The organism is Hyalangium gracile, assembly GCF_020103725.1.
GTDB lineage: Bacteria > Myxococcota > Myxococcia > Myxococcales > Myxococcaceae > Hyalangium > Hyalangium gracile.
On the sequence record NZ_JAHXBG010000004.1, the window covers coordinates 147047 to 165753 of the forward strand.

17 protein-coding genes are annotated in these 18707 nt (G+C 69.2%); 6 read left to right on the plus strand and 11 right to left on the minus strand.

The features are described 5' to 3' along the window. Positions 1–143: 143 nt before the first annotated feature. The 3 genes from KY572_RS09495 to KY572_RS09505 form a co-directional block, all read right to left on the minus strand. Positions 144–410, minus strand: coding sequence for a GlsB/YeaQ/YmgE family stress response membrane protein (locus KY572_RS09495; protein ID WP_224242221.1), 267 nt, complete (start codon positions 408–410; stop codon positions 144–146). A 111-nt stretch (positions 411–521) separates the two neighbouring features. Then, positions 522–1256, minus strand: a complete 735-nt coding sequence (locus tag KY572_RS09500) for a 16S rRNA (uracil(1498)-N(3))-methyltransferase (protein WP_224242222.1) — start codon at positions 1254–1256, stop codon at positions 522–524. A 43-nt stretch (positions 1257–1299) separates the two neighbouring features. Then, a complete protein-coding gene (locus KY572_RS09505) occupies positions 1300–2457 on the minus strand; it encodes a GntR family transcriptional regulator (protein ID WP_224242223.1) in 1158 nt (385 codons plus the stop codon). 148 nt (positions 2458–2605) lie between these two features. Here KY572_RS09505 and KY572_RS09510 point away from each other — a divergent pair, with 148 nt between their 5' ends. After that, complete coding sequence (locus KY572_RS09510) at positions 2606–3640, plus strand: asparaginase (RefSeq protein WP_224242224.1); 1035 nt, start codon at positions 2606–2608, stop codon at positions 3638–3640. A gap of 49 nt (positions 3641–3689) precedes the next feature. On the opposite strand, the gene KY572_RS09515 is transcribed toward KY572_RS09510, so the two are convergent. The 4 genes from KY572_RS09515 to KY572_RS09530 all read right to left on the minus strand — a co-directional run bounded on the left by KY572_RS09515 (position 3690) and on the right by KY572_RS09530 (position 6778). Continuing rightward, positions 3690–4241 carry a hypothetical protein gene (locus KY572_RS09515; RefSeq protein ID WP_224242225.1) on the minus strand — a complete coding sequence of 184 codons (552 nt, stop codon included), beginning with the start codon at positions 4239–4241 and terminating at the stop codon, positions 3690–3692. A gap of 22 nt (positions 4242–4263) precedes the next feature. Next, complete coding sequence (locus tag KY572_RS09520) at positions 4264–4755, minus strand: Mpo1 family 2-hydroxy fatty acid dioxygenase (RefSeq protein WP_224242226.1); 492 nt, start codon at positions 4753–4755, stop codon at positions 4264–4266. A gap of 99 nt (positions 4756–4854) precedes the next feature. Further along, positions 4855–5874 carry an AraC family transcriptional regulator gene (locus KY572_RS09525; RefSeq protein ID WP_224242227.1) on the minus strand — a complete coding sequence of 340 codons (1020 nt, stop codon included), beginning with the start codon at positions 5872–5874 and terminating at the stop codon, positions 4855–4857. A gap of 37 nt (positions 5875–5911) precedes the next feature. Further along, entirely contained in the window at positions 5912–6778 is an 867-nt protein-coding gene (locus KY572_RS09530) for a 50S ribosomal protein L11 methyltransferase (protein ID WP_224242228.1), read from the minus strand. 40 nt (positions 6779–6818) lie between these two features. On the opposite strand from KY572_RS09530, the gene KY572_RS09535 reads away from it, so the two are divergent. The 5 genes from KY572_RS09535 (at position 6819) to KY572_RS09555 (ending at position 13526) form a co-directional block, all read left to right on the plus strand. Continuing rightward, positions 6819–7184, plus strand: a complete 366-nt coding sequence (locus KY572_RS09535; protein ID WP_224242229.1) for a hypothetical protein — start codon at positions 6819–6821, stop codon at positions 7182–7184. Beyond that, entirely contained in the window at positions 7181–8446 is a 1266-nt protein-coding gene (locus KY572_RS09540) for a hypothetical protein (protein WP_224242230.1), read from the plus strand. The genes KY572_RS09535 and KY572_RS09540 overlap by 4 nt, the downstream gene beginning before the upstream one ends. A 190-nt stretch (positions 8447–8636) precedes the next feature. After that, positions 8637–11006: a carbohydrate-binding domain-containing protein gene (locus KY572_RS09545; protein WP_224242231.1), complete on the plus strand. Its 2370-nt coding sequence runs from the start codon at positions 8637–8639 to the stop codon at positions 11004–11006. A gap of 21 nt (positions 11007–11027) precedes the next feature. Continuing rightward, positions 11028–12704, plus strand: coding sequence for a DUF1501 domain-containing protein (locus KY572_RS09550; RefSeq protein WP_224242232.1), 1677 nt, complete (start codon positions 11028–11030; stop codon positions 12702–12704). Between the two features lie 57 nt (positions 12705–12761). After that, the gene (locus KY572_RS09555; protein ID WP_224242233.1) at positions 12762–13526 is read left to right on the plus strand and encodes an AAA family ATPase; all 765 of its coding nucleotides are present in this window, start codon (positions 12762–12764) and stop codon (positions 13524–13526) included. A 24-nt stretch (positions 13527–13550) separates the two neighbouring features. On the opposite strand, the gene KY572_RS09560 is transcribed toward KY572_RS09555, so the two are convergent. From KY572_RS09560 to KY572_RS09575, 4 genes are all read right to left on the minus strand, one after another. Further along, positions 13551–14387 (minus strand): DUF3396 domain-containing protein, encoded by an 837-nt coding sequence (locus KY572_RS09560; RefSeq protein ID WP_224242234.1) that lies wholly within the window; start codon positions 14385–14387, stop codon positions 13551–13553. Between the two features lie 80 nt (positions 14388–14467). Further along, complete coding sequence (locus tag KY572_RS09565; protein ID WP_224242235.1) at positions 14468–15184, minus strand: hypothetical protein; 717 nt, start codon at positions 15182–15184, stop codon at positions 14468–14470. A 655-nt stretch (positions 15185–15839) separates the two neighbouring features. Beyond that, a complete protein-coding gene (locus KY572_RS09570) occupies positions 15840–17636 on the minus strand; it encodes a serine/threonine protein kinase (protein WP_224242236.1) in 1797 nt (598 codons plus the stop codon). A gap of 12 nt (positions 17637–17648) precedes the next feature. Then, on the minus strand, positions 17649–18530 hold the full coding sequence (locus KY572_RS09575; RefSeq protein ID WP_224242237.1) for a DUF2381 family protein: 882 nt from the start codon (positions 18528–18530) through the stop codon (positions 17649–17651). Positions 18531–18707: the final 177 nt, after the last annotated feature.

Here is an 18707-nt window from a genome sequence, read left to right on the forward strand (position 1 = left end):
AGGTGCTACATGAAAGGACGTCCCCGCGCCTGGGGCAAGAAAAGCGCGAGCCCCCGCCGGCTCCTTGGTTGAGGAACCGTCAGGGGCTCGCCCCCCTCCGTCACTCCGTTCGTTCGGGACACGACGTGTGGGGTACCTCACACTCAGGCATGGATGCGGCGTCGACCCGCGGCTCCCACCAACAGGAGCACGACGATGGAGCCCACCACGGACATCAGGATCCCGGTCGGGTGCAGATCGAAGAGGCGGCCATCCCGAGCGAAGAGCGAGCCGATGAGGCCGCCGACGAGCGAGCCGACCATGCCCATCAGGGTGGTGGCCAGCAGCCCCATGCTCTGACGACCCGGCAGGATGGCGCGAGCAATGAGACCCGCGATGAGACCAATGATGATGAACGCAATGATACCCATGGAAAGGTTCTCCTGTTCGGTGGGGCCGTAGTGGCCCCGGACGCAGGAAACGTAGGAATGCCGAGATGGGGGCGGCAGCCGGGGTAGGACGAGCGCCTGCCTCCCTGGCTGCTACCCGAGTTCCCCATCCAGGTGGGCCATTACCGCGAGTGCGGCCAGCGCCGCCGTCTCCGTGCGGAGGATGCGCGCGCCCAGGCTGACGCCTCGAGCTCCCAGCGCCACGAGCGCGGCCACCTCCTCCCGCGCGAGCCCTCCCTCCGGGCCGACCACCAGCGCCACCGGAGCTCCGGGCGCGCAGGCGCGGAAGGCCTCGCCGAGCGGCACTGCCGTCTCCTCCTCGTCCAGCACCAGCAGCGCCGTGCCGGGCGTGAGCGCTCGCGCGGCCTCCAGCAGCGGCTGGGGCGTGTGCACCCGGGGCACGTCGTTGCGCCGGCACTGGCGCGCCGCCTCCTCGACGATCTTCGTCCACCGAGCGGTGCGCTCCTCGGCGCGCCTGGGCTCCAGCTTCACCACGCTGCGGGCGGTGGCCACGGGGTAGAAGGCGGCGGCGCCGAGCTCGGTGCCCTTCTGGAGGACCCATTCGAGCTTGTCGCCCTTGGGCAGCCCCTGCACCACGCTCACCGCGCGGCGGGGCGGCGCGCTCCGGGTCGGCCCGAGCGAGAGGTGGACCTCCTGAGCGTCCACGCGGGTGACGCGCGCATCGAAGGCGCGGCCCGTGCCGTCGAACACCTCCAGCGTGGCGCCCTCGCCGAGCCGCAGGACATGGAGCAGGTAGTGGCGGCGATCGCCGGTGAGCACCAGCTCGGCGGGAGGTGTCTCCGGGACGGGGGCGAAGAGGCGGACCACGCGAGGGTTCCTTCCATGGGAGTGGGCGGGCTGCCACCGGAGTTCAGCAGGAAGCCACCGCTCCCACCAGCATCTCCGCCTCCGCTTCCACGGAGGCAGAAGCTTGTGGCCTCGGGGCAGGTGGGTCTGCGACGTCCACGTCCGGGAACTCCGAGGAGGAAGGATGCGGCCAGGCCAGCATCAGGGTGGGCGGATAACAGGGCCTGCCAGGATCCGTTCTGGAGGAGCGCGGGGCGGGTGGGCCCGCCGTGGGGCAGGGGCCGCAAGAATCTCCCTGCCACTCGCCAGCGGAGAGCGGAGCGGGTGGGGCCGAGGGTGCGTTCCGGCTCGAAGTGGCACACGCGCTGGCGCTCACCTCCGCCTGGACCGGGCCCGCCCCTGCCGGCCGGACTTGTTGCGAACTGGTATGACAAGCATACCAGTTGCTGGCGTTCTCGCCCGACACGGGCACCTCCCCGGCAGGCGGTGGGGGCTTGGGCGCGGTATGTGTGTCGCGCACCGGGGCCAGCCGGTCGAGCAACGGCTCGTCAGCGGCCTTCAGCAGCGCCGGCAGCTGTTGGCGAAGGGCCTGAGCGTCACGGTCGGCCAAGGCGTTGAACACGCACTGGGCCCACTGCTGGAAGGCCTCGGAGTGCAGCGCGGGGAGTAGCGCGTCTGCCAGCCCTCGGAAGGCCTTCTCCAACGACATCAGGAGCAGCAGGTGGCCGGGACGGTCCGCGCCTTGGGCCGCCAGCCGCAGCAAGTCGAACTCTCGCTCCACCCACCGGCTGCGCTTCTCCTGCCAGCGGGCCTCATCTCTCAACGCGAAGCTGGCATTGAGCAGCTGCTCCACAGCGGGCTGGCTGGCGTGCTCGCAGCAGGCGGCCAGTAGCTCCACCGTCACCTCCCGCTTGAGGGCGAAGTACCCCTCGAGCAGCGGCCGGCGGTCCATGTCTTGGCGGCCCTCGGGCAGCAGCAGCTTCAGGCTCTCCAGCGACAGCGCTTCACCGAGGGGCACCGTGCGGCTCTGTCTCCCGGGGTGTTGACGGATGAGTCCTCTGGCGGCCAGCCCCTGGAGGGCTCCTCGGATGGTGGTGCGCGACACCCCATAGCGCTGGGCCATCTGCCGCTCTGAAGGCAGCCTGCCTTTGGGCCACTGCCCCAGGGCAATCGTTCGCTCCAACTGCTCCGCCACTCTCGACACCAGCCCCTTGTGTTCCATCCCCGCCACCCTTCGTGTTGCAAGCCGCTCCCATCCAAGCAGAGGCCTCTGACAACGGGACTGCGTTCATCTCAGGGAGCAGCAACGAAAAGGCCAAGGCGGAGTGCCGCCTTTTCCTTCCTACACGCTCGTGCTTTACCGGGCTGCCGTGAACCAGGTTGAAGCCCTGCGCGCCATGGCCCCGCTCACCATCGAATCCACCCGCTCCGGTCTCGTCGAGTCCGTCCACCGCGTCTCGGTGGCCGTGGTGGATGCGACGGGGCGGCTGGTGGCCTCCTCCGGGGATCCAGGCCTCGTCACCTTCTGGCGCTCGGCGGCCAAGCCCTTCCAGGCGCTGCCGCTGGTGCTGGACGGAGCGGCGGACCGCTGGGGCTTCGGCCCCCAGGAACTGGCCCTGGCATGCGCGTCCCACTCGAGCGAGCCCGTCCACCGCGAGCGGGTGGAGGCCATGCTGCGCGCCTGCGGATGCCAGGAGGAGCAACTCGCTTGCGGGCCACACCCCCCGATCAGCGCGGCCGTGGCGGAGGAGGCGGCGCGCGGCGGGGTGAAGCTGACGCCGAAGTGGAGCAATTGCTCGGGCAAGCACACGGGGATGCTTGCGCTGGCGCGGCACCACGGCTGGCCCACGGAGGGCTATGCGCGCGCGGGCCACCCCGTGCAGGAGCGCCTCCTCCAGGAAGTGAGCCGGTGGACGGGCCTGCCGCGAGACGAGGTGCTCCTGGGCGTGGACGGGTGCACGGCGGTGTGCTTCGCCCTGCCGCTCGGAGCCATGGCCCGGGCGTACGCGTTGCTGGGCTGCTCGCCAGAGGCCGCGCCGAAGCGGCTGCGCGAGGCCATGTGGGCGCACCCGGAGCTGGTGGCGGGCACCGGCCGGCTGTGCACGGAGCTGATGACGGCGTGCCGGGGCTCGGTGCTGGCCAAGGTGGGCGCTGAGGGCGTCTACAGCGCAGCCCTCCCCGGCCTGGGCATGGGCGTGACGCTCAAGGTGGAGGATGGCGACGGACGCTGCTCGCCCCCCGCGCTGCTGGCGGTGCTACGGCAGGTGGTCGCGCGCCTGGGGCCGCAGGTGGGGCTGACGCTGCCGCTGGAGCAGCTCTCGCACCATGTGGAGCCGGTGCTCCGCAACACCCGAGGCGAAGCCATTGGCTCCCTGCGCGCCACGGGCGCGCTGGAGTTCCACTGAAGTGAAGCAGGCGGGAGCGAGACGATGACCCACCGCATGCGGTGGAGCTCTACTCGCTGAAGGGCCGGGACGCGGCGCCCGCCGCGGTGTTCCCCGTGGGGCGCACGGGCACCTGAGCCAGGCCCACCTCGCGCAGCAGCTCTCTCTTGAGGCCCATGGCGAACAGCCCCAGGGTGAACAGGTAGACGGGCTCGACGAAAAAGAGGATGGGGCCGCCCAGGGACAGGCCATGCGTCTTCTTCTCGAAGAGGACATGGCCGCCGACGACGATGGCGAAGCGGAAGGCCATGACGCCGAAGGCCACCCCGAGCGCGGTGCCGGTGGGCAGGCGCGAGACGGCCTCCGCGGCGGCGAGCGTGGGCACGAGCAGCAGCGAGGCCAGCAGCCCGGCCGTCCACTCCAGGGTGAGGCAGTAGACGGCGACGGCGAGCACCAGGGCATGGGCTCCGGTGAGCGACAGGCCTCCCGCATCGAGCCTCGCCCACGACAGGGGCACGAGCAGGGAGAAGGTGAAGAGGTAGCCGCCGAGGAGGTGGACGGCGCGGCTGACGCCGTTCTCGTGGAGCGGCATCCAGGCGCGCAGCTTGTGGGCGAAGCTCATGGGCGAGGTTCCGAGCCGCGGCTCACGCGCGCGACGCGGAGGAGGCGTCCACCGGCGTGGACTTCATGGAGTAGTCGCCGGTGAGCATGGCGACGAAGAACATGGGCCCCACGAGCGCGTGGACCAGGTTGGTGAAGAAGGAGGGAGACTTCTTCTCCCAGACGGCGTGGCCGGCCAGCTGGATCAGCCAGCCGAAGACGGCGATGGCGATGACGGCCCAGACGGGCAGCAGGCGGCCCAGGGGGAAGCACAGGGCCATGCCGGCCGAGACGATGAGGCCCAGCTTCACGTCCGCGCGCAGGTACCACAGCGTGGCGAGCGCCCAGGCCACCATGCCCAGGGTGAGCACTCCGCCGGGCAGGACGGGAATGGCCACCAGCTTCACCCAGTCCAGCATCGCCACGATGTGCAGGACGATGACCGGGATGGCGATCTTGTGGGTGAGGCGGTTGGTGGGGTGCTGGTGCGAGGAGGCGTAGTCGTCGAACAGGGCGACAATACGGGCATTGAGCATGGCGGGAGTCCTCCGAGGGTAGGGCTATGTGGAAGGTAGGGTATTCCTCGCGGGATGTCCTGGCCGGATGCGCCAATTTCCTGGCGGAAGGCGCCAGCCTCAGCCGCGGAACTCGCGCGGAGTCATCCCCGTCCACCGCTTGAAGGCCCGGTCGAAGGTGCTCAGGTCCGAGTAGCCCAGGCGGAAGGCCACCTCGCTGACCCCCAGGTGCGGATCCTTGAGGTACTGGCGGGCCAGCTCGCTACGCACCGCGTCAGCGGCATCCTGGAAGGTGGTGTGGTGCTCGGCGAGGCGGCGCTGGAGGGTGCGCGCGCTGACGTGGAGCTGCCTGGCGACGGTCTCCATCTTGGGCGCGCCGTCGCGCAGCGTGGCCCGGATGGCCTCGTGCACCCGCTGGACGAAGTCGGGCGGAGCGGCCTCCCGGGGCGGTGGGGTACCGGCGGCGCGCTCGAGGACGGAGAGCAGGACAGGGTCCGCGGAGACGACGGGCAGGTCCAGCGTGGTGGCGGCCAGCGTGAGGACGTTCATCCCCCCCCCGAAGGAGGGCACGACGCCAAAGTGGGCGGTGAGGGGCGAGAAGTCCCGCGGCGCCGGGTGGGCGAAGGTGACGGCGAGCGGGCTCCACGGCTGCCCGGCGAGCTGGCGGCCCACGTGGACGAAGAGGGCCAGGCCGAACTCGTTGGCATGGCGGCCGTAGGAGAGGGGCTCGCCCGGGACGCCATAGGTGAAGGTGCCGGCGGCGGCGTCCTCCTCGAAGGAGGCGACCATCCGGTCATTGAGGAGCGCCATGTACCGGGCGAGCCGGCGGAAGGTGTCCCGGAGGGTGGGCGCCGCCCGGGCGATGTACTCGACGAGGCCGTAGGTGCCGCGCTTGAAGGCCTGGGCGACATGGAGGCCGATGAACGCGTCCCCCGAGCGCTGCTCCGTGGCCTCCAGGAAGGCTCGCAGGGTGGACAGCGGGAGGCTGATCTCCGGGACGGACTCCGCGTCGGCGGGCAGCTGGAAGTCCTGGACGAGCGCCCGCGGCTCCTGGCCATGCGCGCGCAGCCAGGCGAGGAACGGGCCCACGAGCTGGGTCCGCACGGCCTGGGAGGACTGTCCACCGCTCTGGGAAATCATCGGCGCCAAGCGAGGGGCAGACGCTAGCGCCTTCCGCTCAGCGGTGGAAATCGAGCCGCACCCACTCGCCCTGCGCCGCGCCCGCCTCGGGGATGAGCCCCTGGGCGCGATAGGCCGCCTCCACCTCCGCCTTCTGGTGCGCGAGCACTCCGGCCAGCACCAGCCGCTCCTTCACCTTGGGGGCAATCAGCGGCGCCAGGGCGATGAGCGTGTTGGCCAGGATGTTGGCCACCACCAGGTCGAACGTGCCCTGCACCTGGGTCAGCTCCTTGCCGGACAGCTCCAGCTCCGGGGTGCCGTTCACCGAGGCGTTCTCGTGGGCCAGCTCCACGGACATGGGGTCGTTGTCGGTGCCCACCACTCGGCCGGCGCCCAGCTTCCTCGCTGCGATGGCGAGCACCCCCGTCCCCGTGCCCACGTCCAGCACGCTCGCGCCGGGGTGCGAGGCCATGTACGCGTCGATGGCGGCCAGGCACAGGGACGTCGTGGGGTGGTCCCCCGTGCCGAACGCCATCTTCGGCTCGATGACGATGCGCACCTTGTCCTTGGGCGCGGCGTCCGCCTCCCACGGTGGCCCCACCCACAGCCCGCCCACCTGCACGGACTTGATGAGCGCCTTCCACTCGTTGCTCCAGTCCTGCTGGGGCTTCTCCTCCAGCAGCACGCGGGCGCCCGGGAAGTCCTCCGCCACCTGGGCCCGAGCGGCCTCGGCGGTGTCCGTGTCCTCGAAGTAGGCGATGACGATGGCCTCGCCCGGGTTGGGGCCTCGCACGCCCGGCATGGGCGGAGCCTCCCGGTCTCGCACCTCGAGGCCCATGGCACCCGACTCGTGGAGCACGTCCTGTACGGCCTCCGACTGATCCTCCGGCAACTCCACGGTGAGCGACAGATAGGTCTGGGACATGCGCGCCCTTTAACCCCGGTATGGCTATGGTGGAAGGGCCATGAGACTCCTTGCCCTCGGGCCCCTGGCCCTGGTGTTGGCCTGCTCGGGCCCTCCCGCTCCGGACGCGGCGCTCTGTCAGGACGTCATCACCCGCATGTGCCTGGCTCGGACGTGTACGGGGGTGAACGAACAGCTCGCCCTCGAGAACCAGGACTGCCAGGCCACCCTGCTGGAGCGCACCGGCTGTGGCGCCGAGGAGTTCGCCTTCTCCTCGCCCTCGCGCGAGCGCATCCTGAGCTGCCGCCTGCCGCTGGTGCGCAAGAGCACCGACCTGAACAGGGCGCCCGCGTGCGAGGACGTGGCGGAGGTGCTCCAGAACTGCTCGGACGTCATCGTCGTCTTCCTCGGAGGACGCCAGCCATGAGGTGGAAGCGACTGGTCGCCGGAGCGCTGGCGCTCACCGTGGGGTGTGCGCCCATGCAGTCGGAGCAGCGCGTGGAGCGAGGCCCGCTGCTGCGCACCTACGCCAAGGAGGTGACGCTCGGGGCGCGGACGCTGACCGCGGACGTGGAGGCGCGCTGGCCGGCGCTGCGGGTGCGCTTTGCTACTTCAGAGGTGTGCCGCACCGAGCAGCACGAGGAGTACGTGGAGAACGTCATCACCGAGCGCTACGAGCCCTCGGCCGGGCCGGCGATCAGCATGGGCGCGGCGAACACGGCCGTGGGCGCGGGCCTGCTGCTGGCCCGTCCGCTCTTCTCGGGAGAGCCCAGGCGCGACGTCATCGACCGGGAGGGCCGCTACGGCGCGTCCTCCCGGAACATCGCGACGGTGTGGGGCACGGTGCTGCTGTCGCTGGGCGCTCCGGCGCTCGTCACGGGCATCATCCAGACGCTGCGCGCGGGCGAGGAGACCAAGACGCGCAAGGCGGACGCCGTGGTGAGCCTGCGCGAGGAGCCGTGCCGGCCCCAGCCGGCGAGCGGCACGGTGGAGTTCGCCGGAGGCCCCGGCACACCGCCCGAGCCCCGGCCGCTGACGGACGGCACGCTGGAGCTCACCGCGGACGAGCTGCGAGGCATGAGCTTCGCGGGCTTCCTCGTGGGCGGCGAGCCGGCGGCGATCAGCGAGGAGGACCAGGAGCTGCTGGCCACGTTCCGCATCTGCAGCCGGACGCTGACGGAGCTGATGGACCCGGCCGCGCTCGCTCAGGAGGAGGCCGAGCACCTCCAGGTGCTGCGCAGGCGGGTGGCGGGGTGCCAGGCCATTCCAGGCGCGCCCGTGGAGGAGCGGCTGAAGGCGGTGGACCAGGCGCTGGCCGCGAAGGGCGCGAAGGCGGAGCCCGCGGACGCCCCGAGCGTGAGCTCGTTCGAGGAGGCGCTGGCGGCCCACCCACCGGCGCTGACGCTCACGGCGGAGAGCACGGACCTGGACAAGCTGCAGGAGCCGGCGCTGGTGGGCCAGTCCGTGCTGCTGCGCGGAGTGCTGGAGCGGCGGGAGGAGCAGAACATCGCCGTGGTGCAGGTGGGCGGCACGCGGGTGCTGGTGTTCGTCGCGCCAGACAAGCTGTGGGCCCAGGACTTCCCGAAGGGCTCGCGGGTGGAGCTGGTGGGCGTGGTGATGGGCCGGCAGCGGCTGGGCGCTCTGGAGGCCCCGCTGGTGCGCGCCGTGTGGATGCGCACCGCGCTCTGAGCGCCTCGGCACCCCACCGCGACGAGGCGCGGTGGCTCGTCCGCCGACATTGTAGGTGGCTCGCCCTGCGGGAACATTGCACTGTCAGCGCGCCAACACCCTGAGCAATCTCAAGGGTTTAAGAAATTTCTTGGTTTCCTAGGAAACTCCTGGAGAGTCCACCCGAAAACTCCGAGTCCGGAGGATCAGGGTGGAAGCGTTCCGACACCATCGATTGCACCTGCTCGTGGCGGCGCTCGCCGCGAGCGCCATGGGTTGCTACGGCGAGGCCAGCCTGGAGGTTCCCTCCATTGGCGGGCGGCCGGATTACGACAACCCCAACCCGCCGCCGCCGCCCGTGGACCCCTCGGGCACGCTGTCCTGCCAGCTCTCGAGCGTGCCAGCCAGCGTGACGCTGGCGACCATCTCCGAGGACTTCGGTGAGGTGGTGTACCCGGCGATGATGCGCCAGGACTCGGGCTGCGTCTCGTGCCACAGCACCACCAGCGGCCGGCTCTTCAAGGTGAGCGCGAACGCCACGGAGACGTTCTACGCGGCGCGCGCCGCGGGCTTCCTCAGCACGCAGTCGGGCTCCCTGCTGTCGCGCCTGGTCACCACGGACGAGAGCGCGCGCATGCCGCGCGGGCAGCCCTCGTGGAGCGCGCAGGAGATCGCCGCGATGGCCAGCCTCACCTGCCAGCTGGCGGCGGTGGAGCTTCGCTCGCCGCAGACGCCTCCGGACGAGGAGTTCCCCCCGGCGCTGCTGCAGCCGTACTCGGGCCCGCAGGTGGCCACCTACGACAACCCCTTCCTCAGCTACGTGCAGCTGAAGGGCAAGGTGAAGCAGGTGTTCAACGACGACTGGGTCCGCGGCGGGGTGGACAGGTTCGCCCAGCACGTGGGCCTGTTCGGCGGCGTGGACTACGTGCAGTACTTCGTCGAGGCGCGCGTGGCGTCTCCGGACTTCCTGCTGGGCCTGGATGCTCTGGCGGCGGACGTCTGCCTGCAGGCGGCGCGCAACAAGACGGGCCCCTTCGCGGGCCTGGACACCTCGGCGCCCATCATCGACACGCCTCCGGCGGCCACCCGGCAGTACGAGGCGGAGACGACCACGGACCTGACGGCCAGCACCGGGGCGCGCACCTCCACGGGGTGGAACCTCTACACCAACGGCACCCTCTCCTCGACGCAGCCCTACAACTTCCCCGTCACCGGCACCTACCGGCTGACGGCGCGCGCCTACGGCAGCCAGTGCGGCCCGGCCGCGCCCTCCATGGATCTGCGCGTGGACGGCACCACCGTCTCCACGGCCGCCGTCACGGCCACCGCCTACACGGAGTACACGCACACCCTCACGGTGACGGCGGGCACGCACACCGTCTCGGTGGCCTTCACCAACGACTACAGCGAGGCCAACGTCTGCGACCGCAACCTGTACGTGGACTGGGTGAAGGTGAACGGCCCCACGGAGGCCTCCACGGGCACCACGCGCGCGGACGCGGCCAAGGCGAAGGTGGACTCGCTCTACCGCCGGATGCTGTTCCGCCCGTCCAGCACGCAGGAGAAGAACGACGGCTACGCGCTGGTGAAGGACCTGGCCAGCTACGAGGCGGACCTGCCCAAGGCGTGGAGCGGGGTGTGCGAGGGGCTGATGCGCGCGCCGGACTTCCTCTTCACCCTGCCGCCCTCCTACGAGGCTCGCACGGGCGTGGACCGCGAGCGGCTGCTGCTGGTGAAGCTGGCGCAGGACCTGGTGGGCCGGCCGCCCAACGCCACGGAGCTGTCGGACTACGAGAGCGGCCGCAAGAGCTGGGAGCAGATGGTGGACCAGTACCTGGCCTCCCAGGACTTCCGCTCGTACTACTTCCACAAGATGCGCATCCGCACCGAGAGCGAGGGCACGGCGGACACGGACGAGCCCGCGCGGCTGTGGACGTACCTGGCCACCACGGGCACGCCCTTCCAGGAACTGCTCACGGGGGACTACTCGGTGTCGGCGAGCTTCTCCAAGGTGTCGCGCCCGGCCCAGCACGGCAACACGGGCGTGCTGACCATGAAGGGCTTCATCAAGAACAAGCCCGGCCTGCCGCACTACAACTACGCGGCGCGCGTCATGACGGACTTCATGGGCTCCATCTTCGAGATTCCCTCGGAGGTGTTCGACATGCGCGGGGCGGCGACGGCGGCCTCCACGGTGGACCCCACCAGCCTCTGCTTCTCGTGCCACCAGACGCTCACGCCGCTGGCGCACCAGCGGCTGCGCTGGGACGACGACGGCAACTACCGCACCACGGACGAGCAGGGCCGAGCGCTGGACGACAGCGATCGCGGGCTGGTGGGCAGCTACGCCTTCAAGGGCCAGGGCCTGCAGGCCTTCGCGTCGCAGGCGGTGAAGAAGGAGGCCTTCATCCGCCGCACGCTCAACGCGCAGTACATGCTCTTCTTCGGACGGGAGATGCGGCACACCCAGGACGAGCGCGTGATGTACAAGCGCCTGTGGGACGTGGCGCACGACAACGACAGCAACCTGAAGTCGGTGTTGAAGACGATCGCCCTCTCACCCGAGTACACCCACCGCTGAGGCCTCACAGGGAAGCGCACCATGAAACGCCGCCAATTCCTCGCCGGCGCGCTCGCCGGCACCGCCATCAGCACCTTGGACTGGCTCCGCTTCTTCCGCAGCTTCGGCGTGCCGGGCACGGCGAAGGAGCTGGGCATCGCCGAGGCCGCTGCCGCCGAGCTCGCCGCCGAGCCTCGCTTCCTCATCTACTGGTTCCAGGAGGGAGGCTGGGACGGGTACTCGATGTTCAACCCGGCCCACACGCCCAATGACGCCACGCGCGTCATCCCCGCGGGCACGCTGAACCCCACGCCCACGTGGAGCCAGCACCGCTACCGGCCGAAGAACTACGGCACCAGCCCGCTCAACCCGCCGCGCACCTCGGGCAACATCCAGTACGGCTACCTGGCCGAGGACGGGGTGCCGCTGTTCCCGAACATGGCGGTGGTGTCCAGCCACAACGGCAACACGTTCCACTCGGGCGGCCGGTGGGAGTACCACTACGGCCGCTACAGCGCGTCGCTGTCCGGCTACCGCCAGCCGACCGAGCGCACGGTGCTGCAGGCCTTCTGCGAGGCGTACGGCAACGGCTACCTGCTGCCGCACATCAGCTGGCACCGCTGGCTGTCGGACGGCGAGCTGTCCATCCCCTCGTACCCGGAGGGCACGGGCTACTACGAGAAGCTGGGGCCGGTGCACGCGCACACGCTGTACGGCAAGACGCCGGCGGACATGCGCAACCGGCTCATGTCGCTGGGCAGCGTGTCCCAGGGGCAGCGCAACCAGCGCATCCGCCAGTTCACCGACAACCTGCAGGCGAACCTGCTCGCCGAGAAGAACGGCGAGTCGGTGCGCGCCTTCTCCTCCGCGCTCACCATCCACAAGGCGCTCACCGGGGGCAACACCGTCAACATCAACCCGCAGACGATGTTCTCGGACTCGGCGCTGCGCGCGGAGTTCAACGTCGCCGCGGCGGACGAGACGACGGAGGCCTCGTCCATCAACGGCAACCCCGCCCGCTCCAAGGAGACGCCGCACACCAACGTGCAGGCGATGATGACGTACGAGATGATGACGAAGGGGCTGTCGATCGGCTTCTTCATCGAGAACCGCGGGCTGCGGCTGTTCGACTCGCACCGGGATCGTCGCTCGATCATGAGCAACCAGGGGCAGACGGACCAGACGAACAACATGCGGCGCAACCTGTGGAACCCGCTCAAGACGCTGGTGGCGAAGCTGAAGGCCACGCCGTACGGGAACACGGGCAAGAGCTACTTCGACTACACGACCATCGTCCTGGCCTCGGAGATGGGGCGGACGATCAGCGGGGACGTGGCGGCCATCCTGGCGAACTCGGGGCTGACGGACACGGCGAAGTACGACGAGATCATGAACCAGGACTGCTGCCAGCACTGGCGGGTGAGCAGCGTGGCGTTCCTGGGTGGCACGGTGAAGGGGAACACGCAGTTCGGGCGGGTGGGCAGCGTGTCGCTGGAGGGCATCCCGATGATGCCGGATGGCTCGTTGGATCCGGCGTACGATCCGGACACGGGCCTGCTGATCTCCGGGCGGACGAAGAGCCCGAACAGCTTCGTCTCGGACGCGGGGCACGTGTACTCGACGGCCCTGCACCTGACGGGGCTGGATCCGGTGGCGCTGCGCGCGGCGGGCAAGGGCAAGAACGACCGGCCGCCGATGACGTTCATCAAGAAGCCCTGAGCCGGGGCCCTGCCCGCTGCACGGCACGCCATACCAGTGGTATGGCTGCCGGCGGCGATGGCACGCAAGAGACAGTCAGCAGAGGGTGGCTTCACGGGCGGGATGGATACGTTCCTGCGCTCGGTGACGTTCCTGCGAGAGGACGTGCCGGAGCTGGGGAAGTACCCGTTCAGCATCCCGGCGGTGCGGAGCCTGGAGACGCTGGAGCTGCACCCGCGGGTGACGTTCTTCGTGGGGGAGAACGGGAGCGGGAAGTCCACGCTGGTGGAAGGCATCGCGGTGGCGGCGGGCTTCAACGCGGAGGGCGGGAGCCGGAACTTCAACTTCGCCACGCGGCGCTCGGAGTCCGAGCTGCACAAGTACCTGCGGCTCTCGCGAGGCACGCGCCGGCCGAAGACGGGGTACTTCCTGCGGGCGGAGAGCTTCTTCAACGTCGCGACGGAGATCGAGAACAACCCGGACGCGATGCTGAGCCACGGAGGCATCCACCACCACGAGGTGTCGCACGGCGAGGCGTTCCTGGCGCTGGTGCAGAATCGCTTCTGGGCGGAGGGGCTCTACATCCTGGACGAGCCGGAGGCGGCGCTCTCGCCGCAGCGTCAGCTGGCGCTGCTGCGATCGATTCATGAGCTGGTGGGGAGTTCGTGCCAGTTCCTGATTTCGACGCACTCGCCGCTGCTGCTGGCGTACCCGAACGCGCGCATCTACCACCTGTCGGAGCAGGGGCTGGCGGAGGTGGCCTACGAGCAGACGGAGCACTACTCGCTCACGCGGGACTTCCTGCTGAACCGGGAGGCGTACCTGCGGCGGTTGCTGGAGTGAGCCGAGGCAGGAGCAGGCCAGCCCTTACTGGCAGAGCCGCCGCATCCAGCGCCGCAGGTTGCCCTTGTCCAGGGAGAACCACCCGGTGCGCTCCTCATAGAGGAAGGGCTCGAGCAGATGCGCCAGCGCGCGGTAGTGGGGGACCAAGGGCGCCTTCTGTGTGTCGATGACGTCCGGCCACTCGCCCAGGGTGAGCAGCAATCGCTCCGCCTCCATCGGTTGGTGAGACACCTCCGGGAAGGAGAGCTTGTCGCGCAGTGCCTCGATGCCTCCCAGTTGTCCCAGCAGCGGCTGGCCCAGGAAGGTGAGCCAGTAGGCGCCTCGCGCGTGGGTGCCAATGACCCGGCTTGTCTCATCGAGCCGATAGAGATCCAAGCCCAGGTAGCGAGACAGTGGCGCGATGAGCTCGTGGCGAGCCGCGTACCAGAATCCTCGAGGTGAGACGAAGGCGAGGCTGGCATAGCCGAAGCTGAAGGGCAGCTCGCGAGCGAGCTCGAGGGCCAGCGCGCGCAGATGGGCCGGGCCGTGCTCCAAGAGGTACTCGGTGGGAAAGGAGAAGGCCACCCCGCTGGTGGCGTCCTCATCGTGAGCGAACAGAGGGGCATCGAGCCGCCGGCCCCGGTATTCGAAGTTGTAGCCTCCTGCTTCGCTCGCGCCCTCCTCCAAGTCGACATTGCAGGCGTTTGCCGAGGGGCGATCGAGAATCTTCTGGCGGATGTGCTCCCAGCCCTTGTCATCGAGCGGGAGGGTGTCTCCGTCCGGACTGCCGTACCAGCCCAGCGCCTCGGGAGGAATGGCACGGCGATAGGTCTCCAGGGCCCGCCACACGGCAGGGGCCACCTCTCCATGAGAGCGGCGCATGAAGAAGCAGACAACGATGCCGTCGCGCGCCAGCAGAACGCCCCATTTGTTCCGGAGGCGGAGGACAGGAATGTTCTCCCTCACGGAACCAACCCCATCCGTGGAGAGACGATCAGGGCCTCTCCCCCCAACGCTTCCTTGTAGATGTCACCCTGATTGGAATTTGCATAGGCGCTGTTCTCTCCGTATTCCCTCCAGCGCGGCGTGTTGGTGTCGGGGCAGGGGAACTTCAACTCCAGGATGAGCGCGGCCTTCATCAGGTTGCGATCAGCGTGCAGCACGATGTCGGGCTTGATGGTGCGCCACAGCTCTCGGGTGCAGCCCTGAGCGATCAGCCGCGCCTCCTCCTGGCGGCTGACGGTCTCGACGAAGCGGGCGTTCGGATAGTAGCGGTAGCGCTGCTCGAGGCTGAACGGCGAGGGCCACAACTCCTCGAGCACCTGGTGCACGCACTCCAAGGCAAGCGCGTGTTTCTGCTGGCCCAGTAGCATGGCCCGGGTGATGGGCTCCGCGCAGCCGTCCACCTCCACCTCCTGGCCACACTCTTCGCGGGTCGGCGAGCGGTGTCCGAACAATGGAAAGTTCACTTGTCGCTCTGCCTGTCGGGCGCACTCCACCAGCCGCTCCTCGAGCTCCCCCACGGCGTTGTCGCTCTCCAGCAACGTCAGCAGCGCAGGGGCGGCCTCAGCGAGGTAGGAGGCCACGGGCCGAGTGACAGCGGGCGCCAGCGTACTCGTACCCTCCCCCGCGGCGGCCGCATGCCGGAAGCGGCTCATCGTCTCCGTATCGAGGCGCAAGTCCCTGCCTCCCGTTGGCCGAGGGCCGCTGGCACACGCCACCAGCAGCGCACTGGCCAGCATCAGGTGGGAGCACTTGCAGCGTACGGCTCGGTGAGCGGGCATCGTCATCTCCCAGGGAAGCGTGGGCGAGAAACCTGGAGGAGGTGCGCAGAGGAGCACAGCTTCGAGCGGAGGCGCTCCTTGGAGGCAGAGGCCTCATATCAAGGAGAAGTGGCTGGGGGAGGGGTCCACTGCCGACTGGTTGGCAGTCGAGGGGGGAGGAGCCCGCTGTAGGGGTGAACGGGGGGGTGGAGCTTCTCCACGCCCTGGCTCACTGGCTGAGCCGCCGCATCCAGCGCCGCAGGTTGTCCTTGTCCAGGATCTTCTGTCGGATGTGTTCCCAGCCTTTGTCACTGTGGGACGGAGGGTGTGCGCAGAAGGTGTAGGTTCTATCTGTAGCGCTCACAAAGTCCTTCCTGGTACCTGATACACACACTCAACCGCACATCGCTCCCCCTCCGTGGGGAGGACAGCCGTAGGAGCAGAGGCCTGATATCAAGGGGTTAGCGGGCAAGGGGGGGAGGCCCAGTGCCGACTGGTTGGCAGTCGAGGGGAGGGGGCCACTGCCAACTGGTTGGCACCGAGAGGTGGGCGTCCAGCAACCAAACTCCGTTTACGGCCACCATTCGACGGACATGGCGCTCCACACCCGGGGAAGGCGGGCCTGGCCAGGCGTGGAGCCCGGATCCTTGATGGTGAGCCCGGTTGAGTCCCCCAGCACGAAGCAGATGGGAACGCGGCGTCCATCCGGAAGCAGGGCTTCGGTGTAGCGGCCCAGGACCGCCTCCCGTCCGCGCTTGATGAGCCCCTCCGTCCAGAGCTGACCGTAGAGCAGGGTACCGTCGGGCAGTGGGCTCTTGCCCCAGGCCGTCTCCACCCGGCTGATGATCTTCCCCTCGTGGTAGACGCCCTGATCGTATTGGGTACCGGGCTGATTGATGTCGATGACGATCCGATAGTCCTGCCTGAGAAGCCCCAAATCCTCCATGCTCTGGACCGCCTCCTGGGGGCAGTCCCCAGGCAGGGGCCGAACCTGGGCCGCAGTGCATCCGACGCCGAAGGCGGTGCACAGCCAGGCGGCAGCGGTCCTGACAGGCCGAGAGTTGCTGAAGGTGGACACGAGCGAACGTCCTTTCTCGGATGAAGCGGGGGAAGTCGGAGCGGGAGCCAGCCACACCTGCCATGCCACCAGGAGGCCCATCATCAGCAGGAGCCCCCCGCTGACCAGGGCGATTCTCCGCCATCTCTTCCGGCGGCGAGCGGCTTTCTCATCGAGGATGCGGAGCTCTTCCTCCATCTCCTGGATGGCGGTGGTGAACTGCTTCAGGGCCTCTTCCTGCGAGAGCTTCTCCGACTGCTGTTTGCGAGCCTCCCGGGATCGGCGCTCCGCTTCCAGCTGGTGGAGACGACGCTCCTCCACTTCGTCCTGGCTCATGGGGGCCGCGCCTCCGGGAGGCAGTCTCGGCGACACCTTCCAGGCCCTCGAGGAGCGCTCCTTGTTGGCATCCCATAGGGCCTGGAGCAGCGCCTTGGCGCTCTCGTACCGGTCTTCTGGCCGCTTCTCGAGCAGCCGCATGACGATGCGACTGAGCGACTCGGGAACGTCCGGATTGAGGCGGTGGGGCGCCCGAGGGACGACGCTCTGAATGGCCGTGAGCAGCTCCTCCTGCGTCATTCGAGCATCGAAGGGCCAGCAGTCCGAGAGCGCCTCGTACATGAAGACGCCCAACTGATAGAGGTCCCCTGCCGCGGTCGCGTCGAAGCGGGTGCCCTGCTTCCACGTCCCTTCTCGCAGGAAGGTGATGCACTCGGGAGGCAGCGCATGGGGCGTGCCCGGGGCCAGCCCCACGGTGAGGGTGGAGCCGCCTGGCAACCACGCGCTGCCCAGGTCCACCAGCACCGGCTTGTGGTCCTTCGGCACGAGGACGTGCGCGCTCTTGAAGTCGCGAATGAGGATGCCACGGCCGTGCAGTCGGGCCACCACGCGCACCACCGCGATGAAGACGTCCACGAGCTGGGCGATGGTGGGCCGGGTGCGCTCACGCCAGTCATGGAACGGCTCGCCGGGCACGTAGTCGGTGACGATGAAGAGGTAGCCCTTCTTGGGATGCGGCCACCGGCCGATGGCCCGCACATGCGGCAGGCCGTCGCCGCTGGTGTTGGCCAGTAGGACGGCGCCTTCGTGGCGCATGCGTCCATCCACGTGCCCGTCCTCTCGGAGCTTCTCGGGCGCGCCCTCGGAGAGCTCGGGGGCGGGGCGCACGGCGATCTTCAACGTGAAGAATTCTCCCTCGCGCTCGGCCTTGAAGGCGTGGCCGAAGCTGCCGCTGCCCAGCGACTCGATGATGTGCCAGGGGCCTACGGTATCCCCGGGCTTGAGGTGGTCGGGGTGAATGGCATCCGTCGTCATGGGGTGGGTTTCCTACCTGTCCATCAGATTGAGCAGGAGGCGCCGCTTGCCGCTGGCGTCCACGAGCTCCACGCTGAACGGCTTGCCGGGCTTCCAGGGGGTATCCTTCGTTTCCAGGACGAGCAATCCCTCCTCCCCCGGAGCCAGGTGCTCGGGCTTCATCCGCATTGCGAGCACCTTCACCCGGGCACCGCCCGGTTCGAAGATGTGGGCCTGGGCTGGGAGCCACGGTGACTGACCGGCGAGATTGCGCAGCTGAATGGCCACCAGGGGCGAGAACGTGCCCGGGTAGCCGATGGCCTGAGTAGCGACCAGGCCGCTGGCATCCGGCGGAACCTGCGGCATCGAGAACTTGATGGGATTCATGTTGGCGGTGAGCCACTTCGAGAGGACGAGCCCCATAGGGCCATCGCCTGCGTACCGGGCCTTGAGCTCCTCCAACTCCGCCTCCTTCTGGGCGAGGGCCGCGAGCAGGGCTTCGGGGGAGTTCGCCCGCCGGTCCACCTCCAGCTTCCCGTCCATCACCTCCGCCTTGGTCAGGACGACAAGCACGGCCTTCGAGGGCAGGGCCTTGTCCTTGAAGCCGACCTGCAGGACGAGCCGCTCACCCGGCCCCAGGTTCGTGAAGGGCTCCAGGACGAGGATGTGGTCGCCGACGTCCACCCACTTGAAGCGGGTGCGGTCCAGCACGAGGCTGTCCCGGTCCAGCGGGCCGTTGAAGGCCACCGTGGTGAGGTTGCCCGCGGCCACGTACACCTCGGGGATGGGCTCGGCGGACGTGGTGGGCAGCGCGGCGCGCCGATCCTGGCGTTGCCGGGCGGGGGCTTGGGCGGCGGCGGTGCTCGCCACCAGCAGGCAGAGCGCGAGGGGCGGCCACTTCATGAGTAGTGCCAAGAAGGCGGAACCTCCTGGGTTGGAAACCTAGCAGAAGGACGCGCTCGGGCGTGAGGAGGAGGGGCAGGCGGGCGAAGAGGCGTCACGCCGCCAGTCCGGATGCCCCAATGTGGACTGGTCCCGCTCTGCTTCCGCTCCTGTCACTTCCTCGGCCTCGCTTGGGGGCACCGGAAAGAG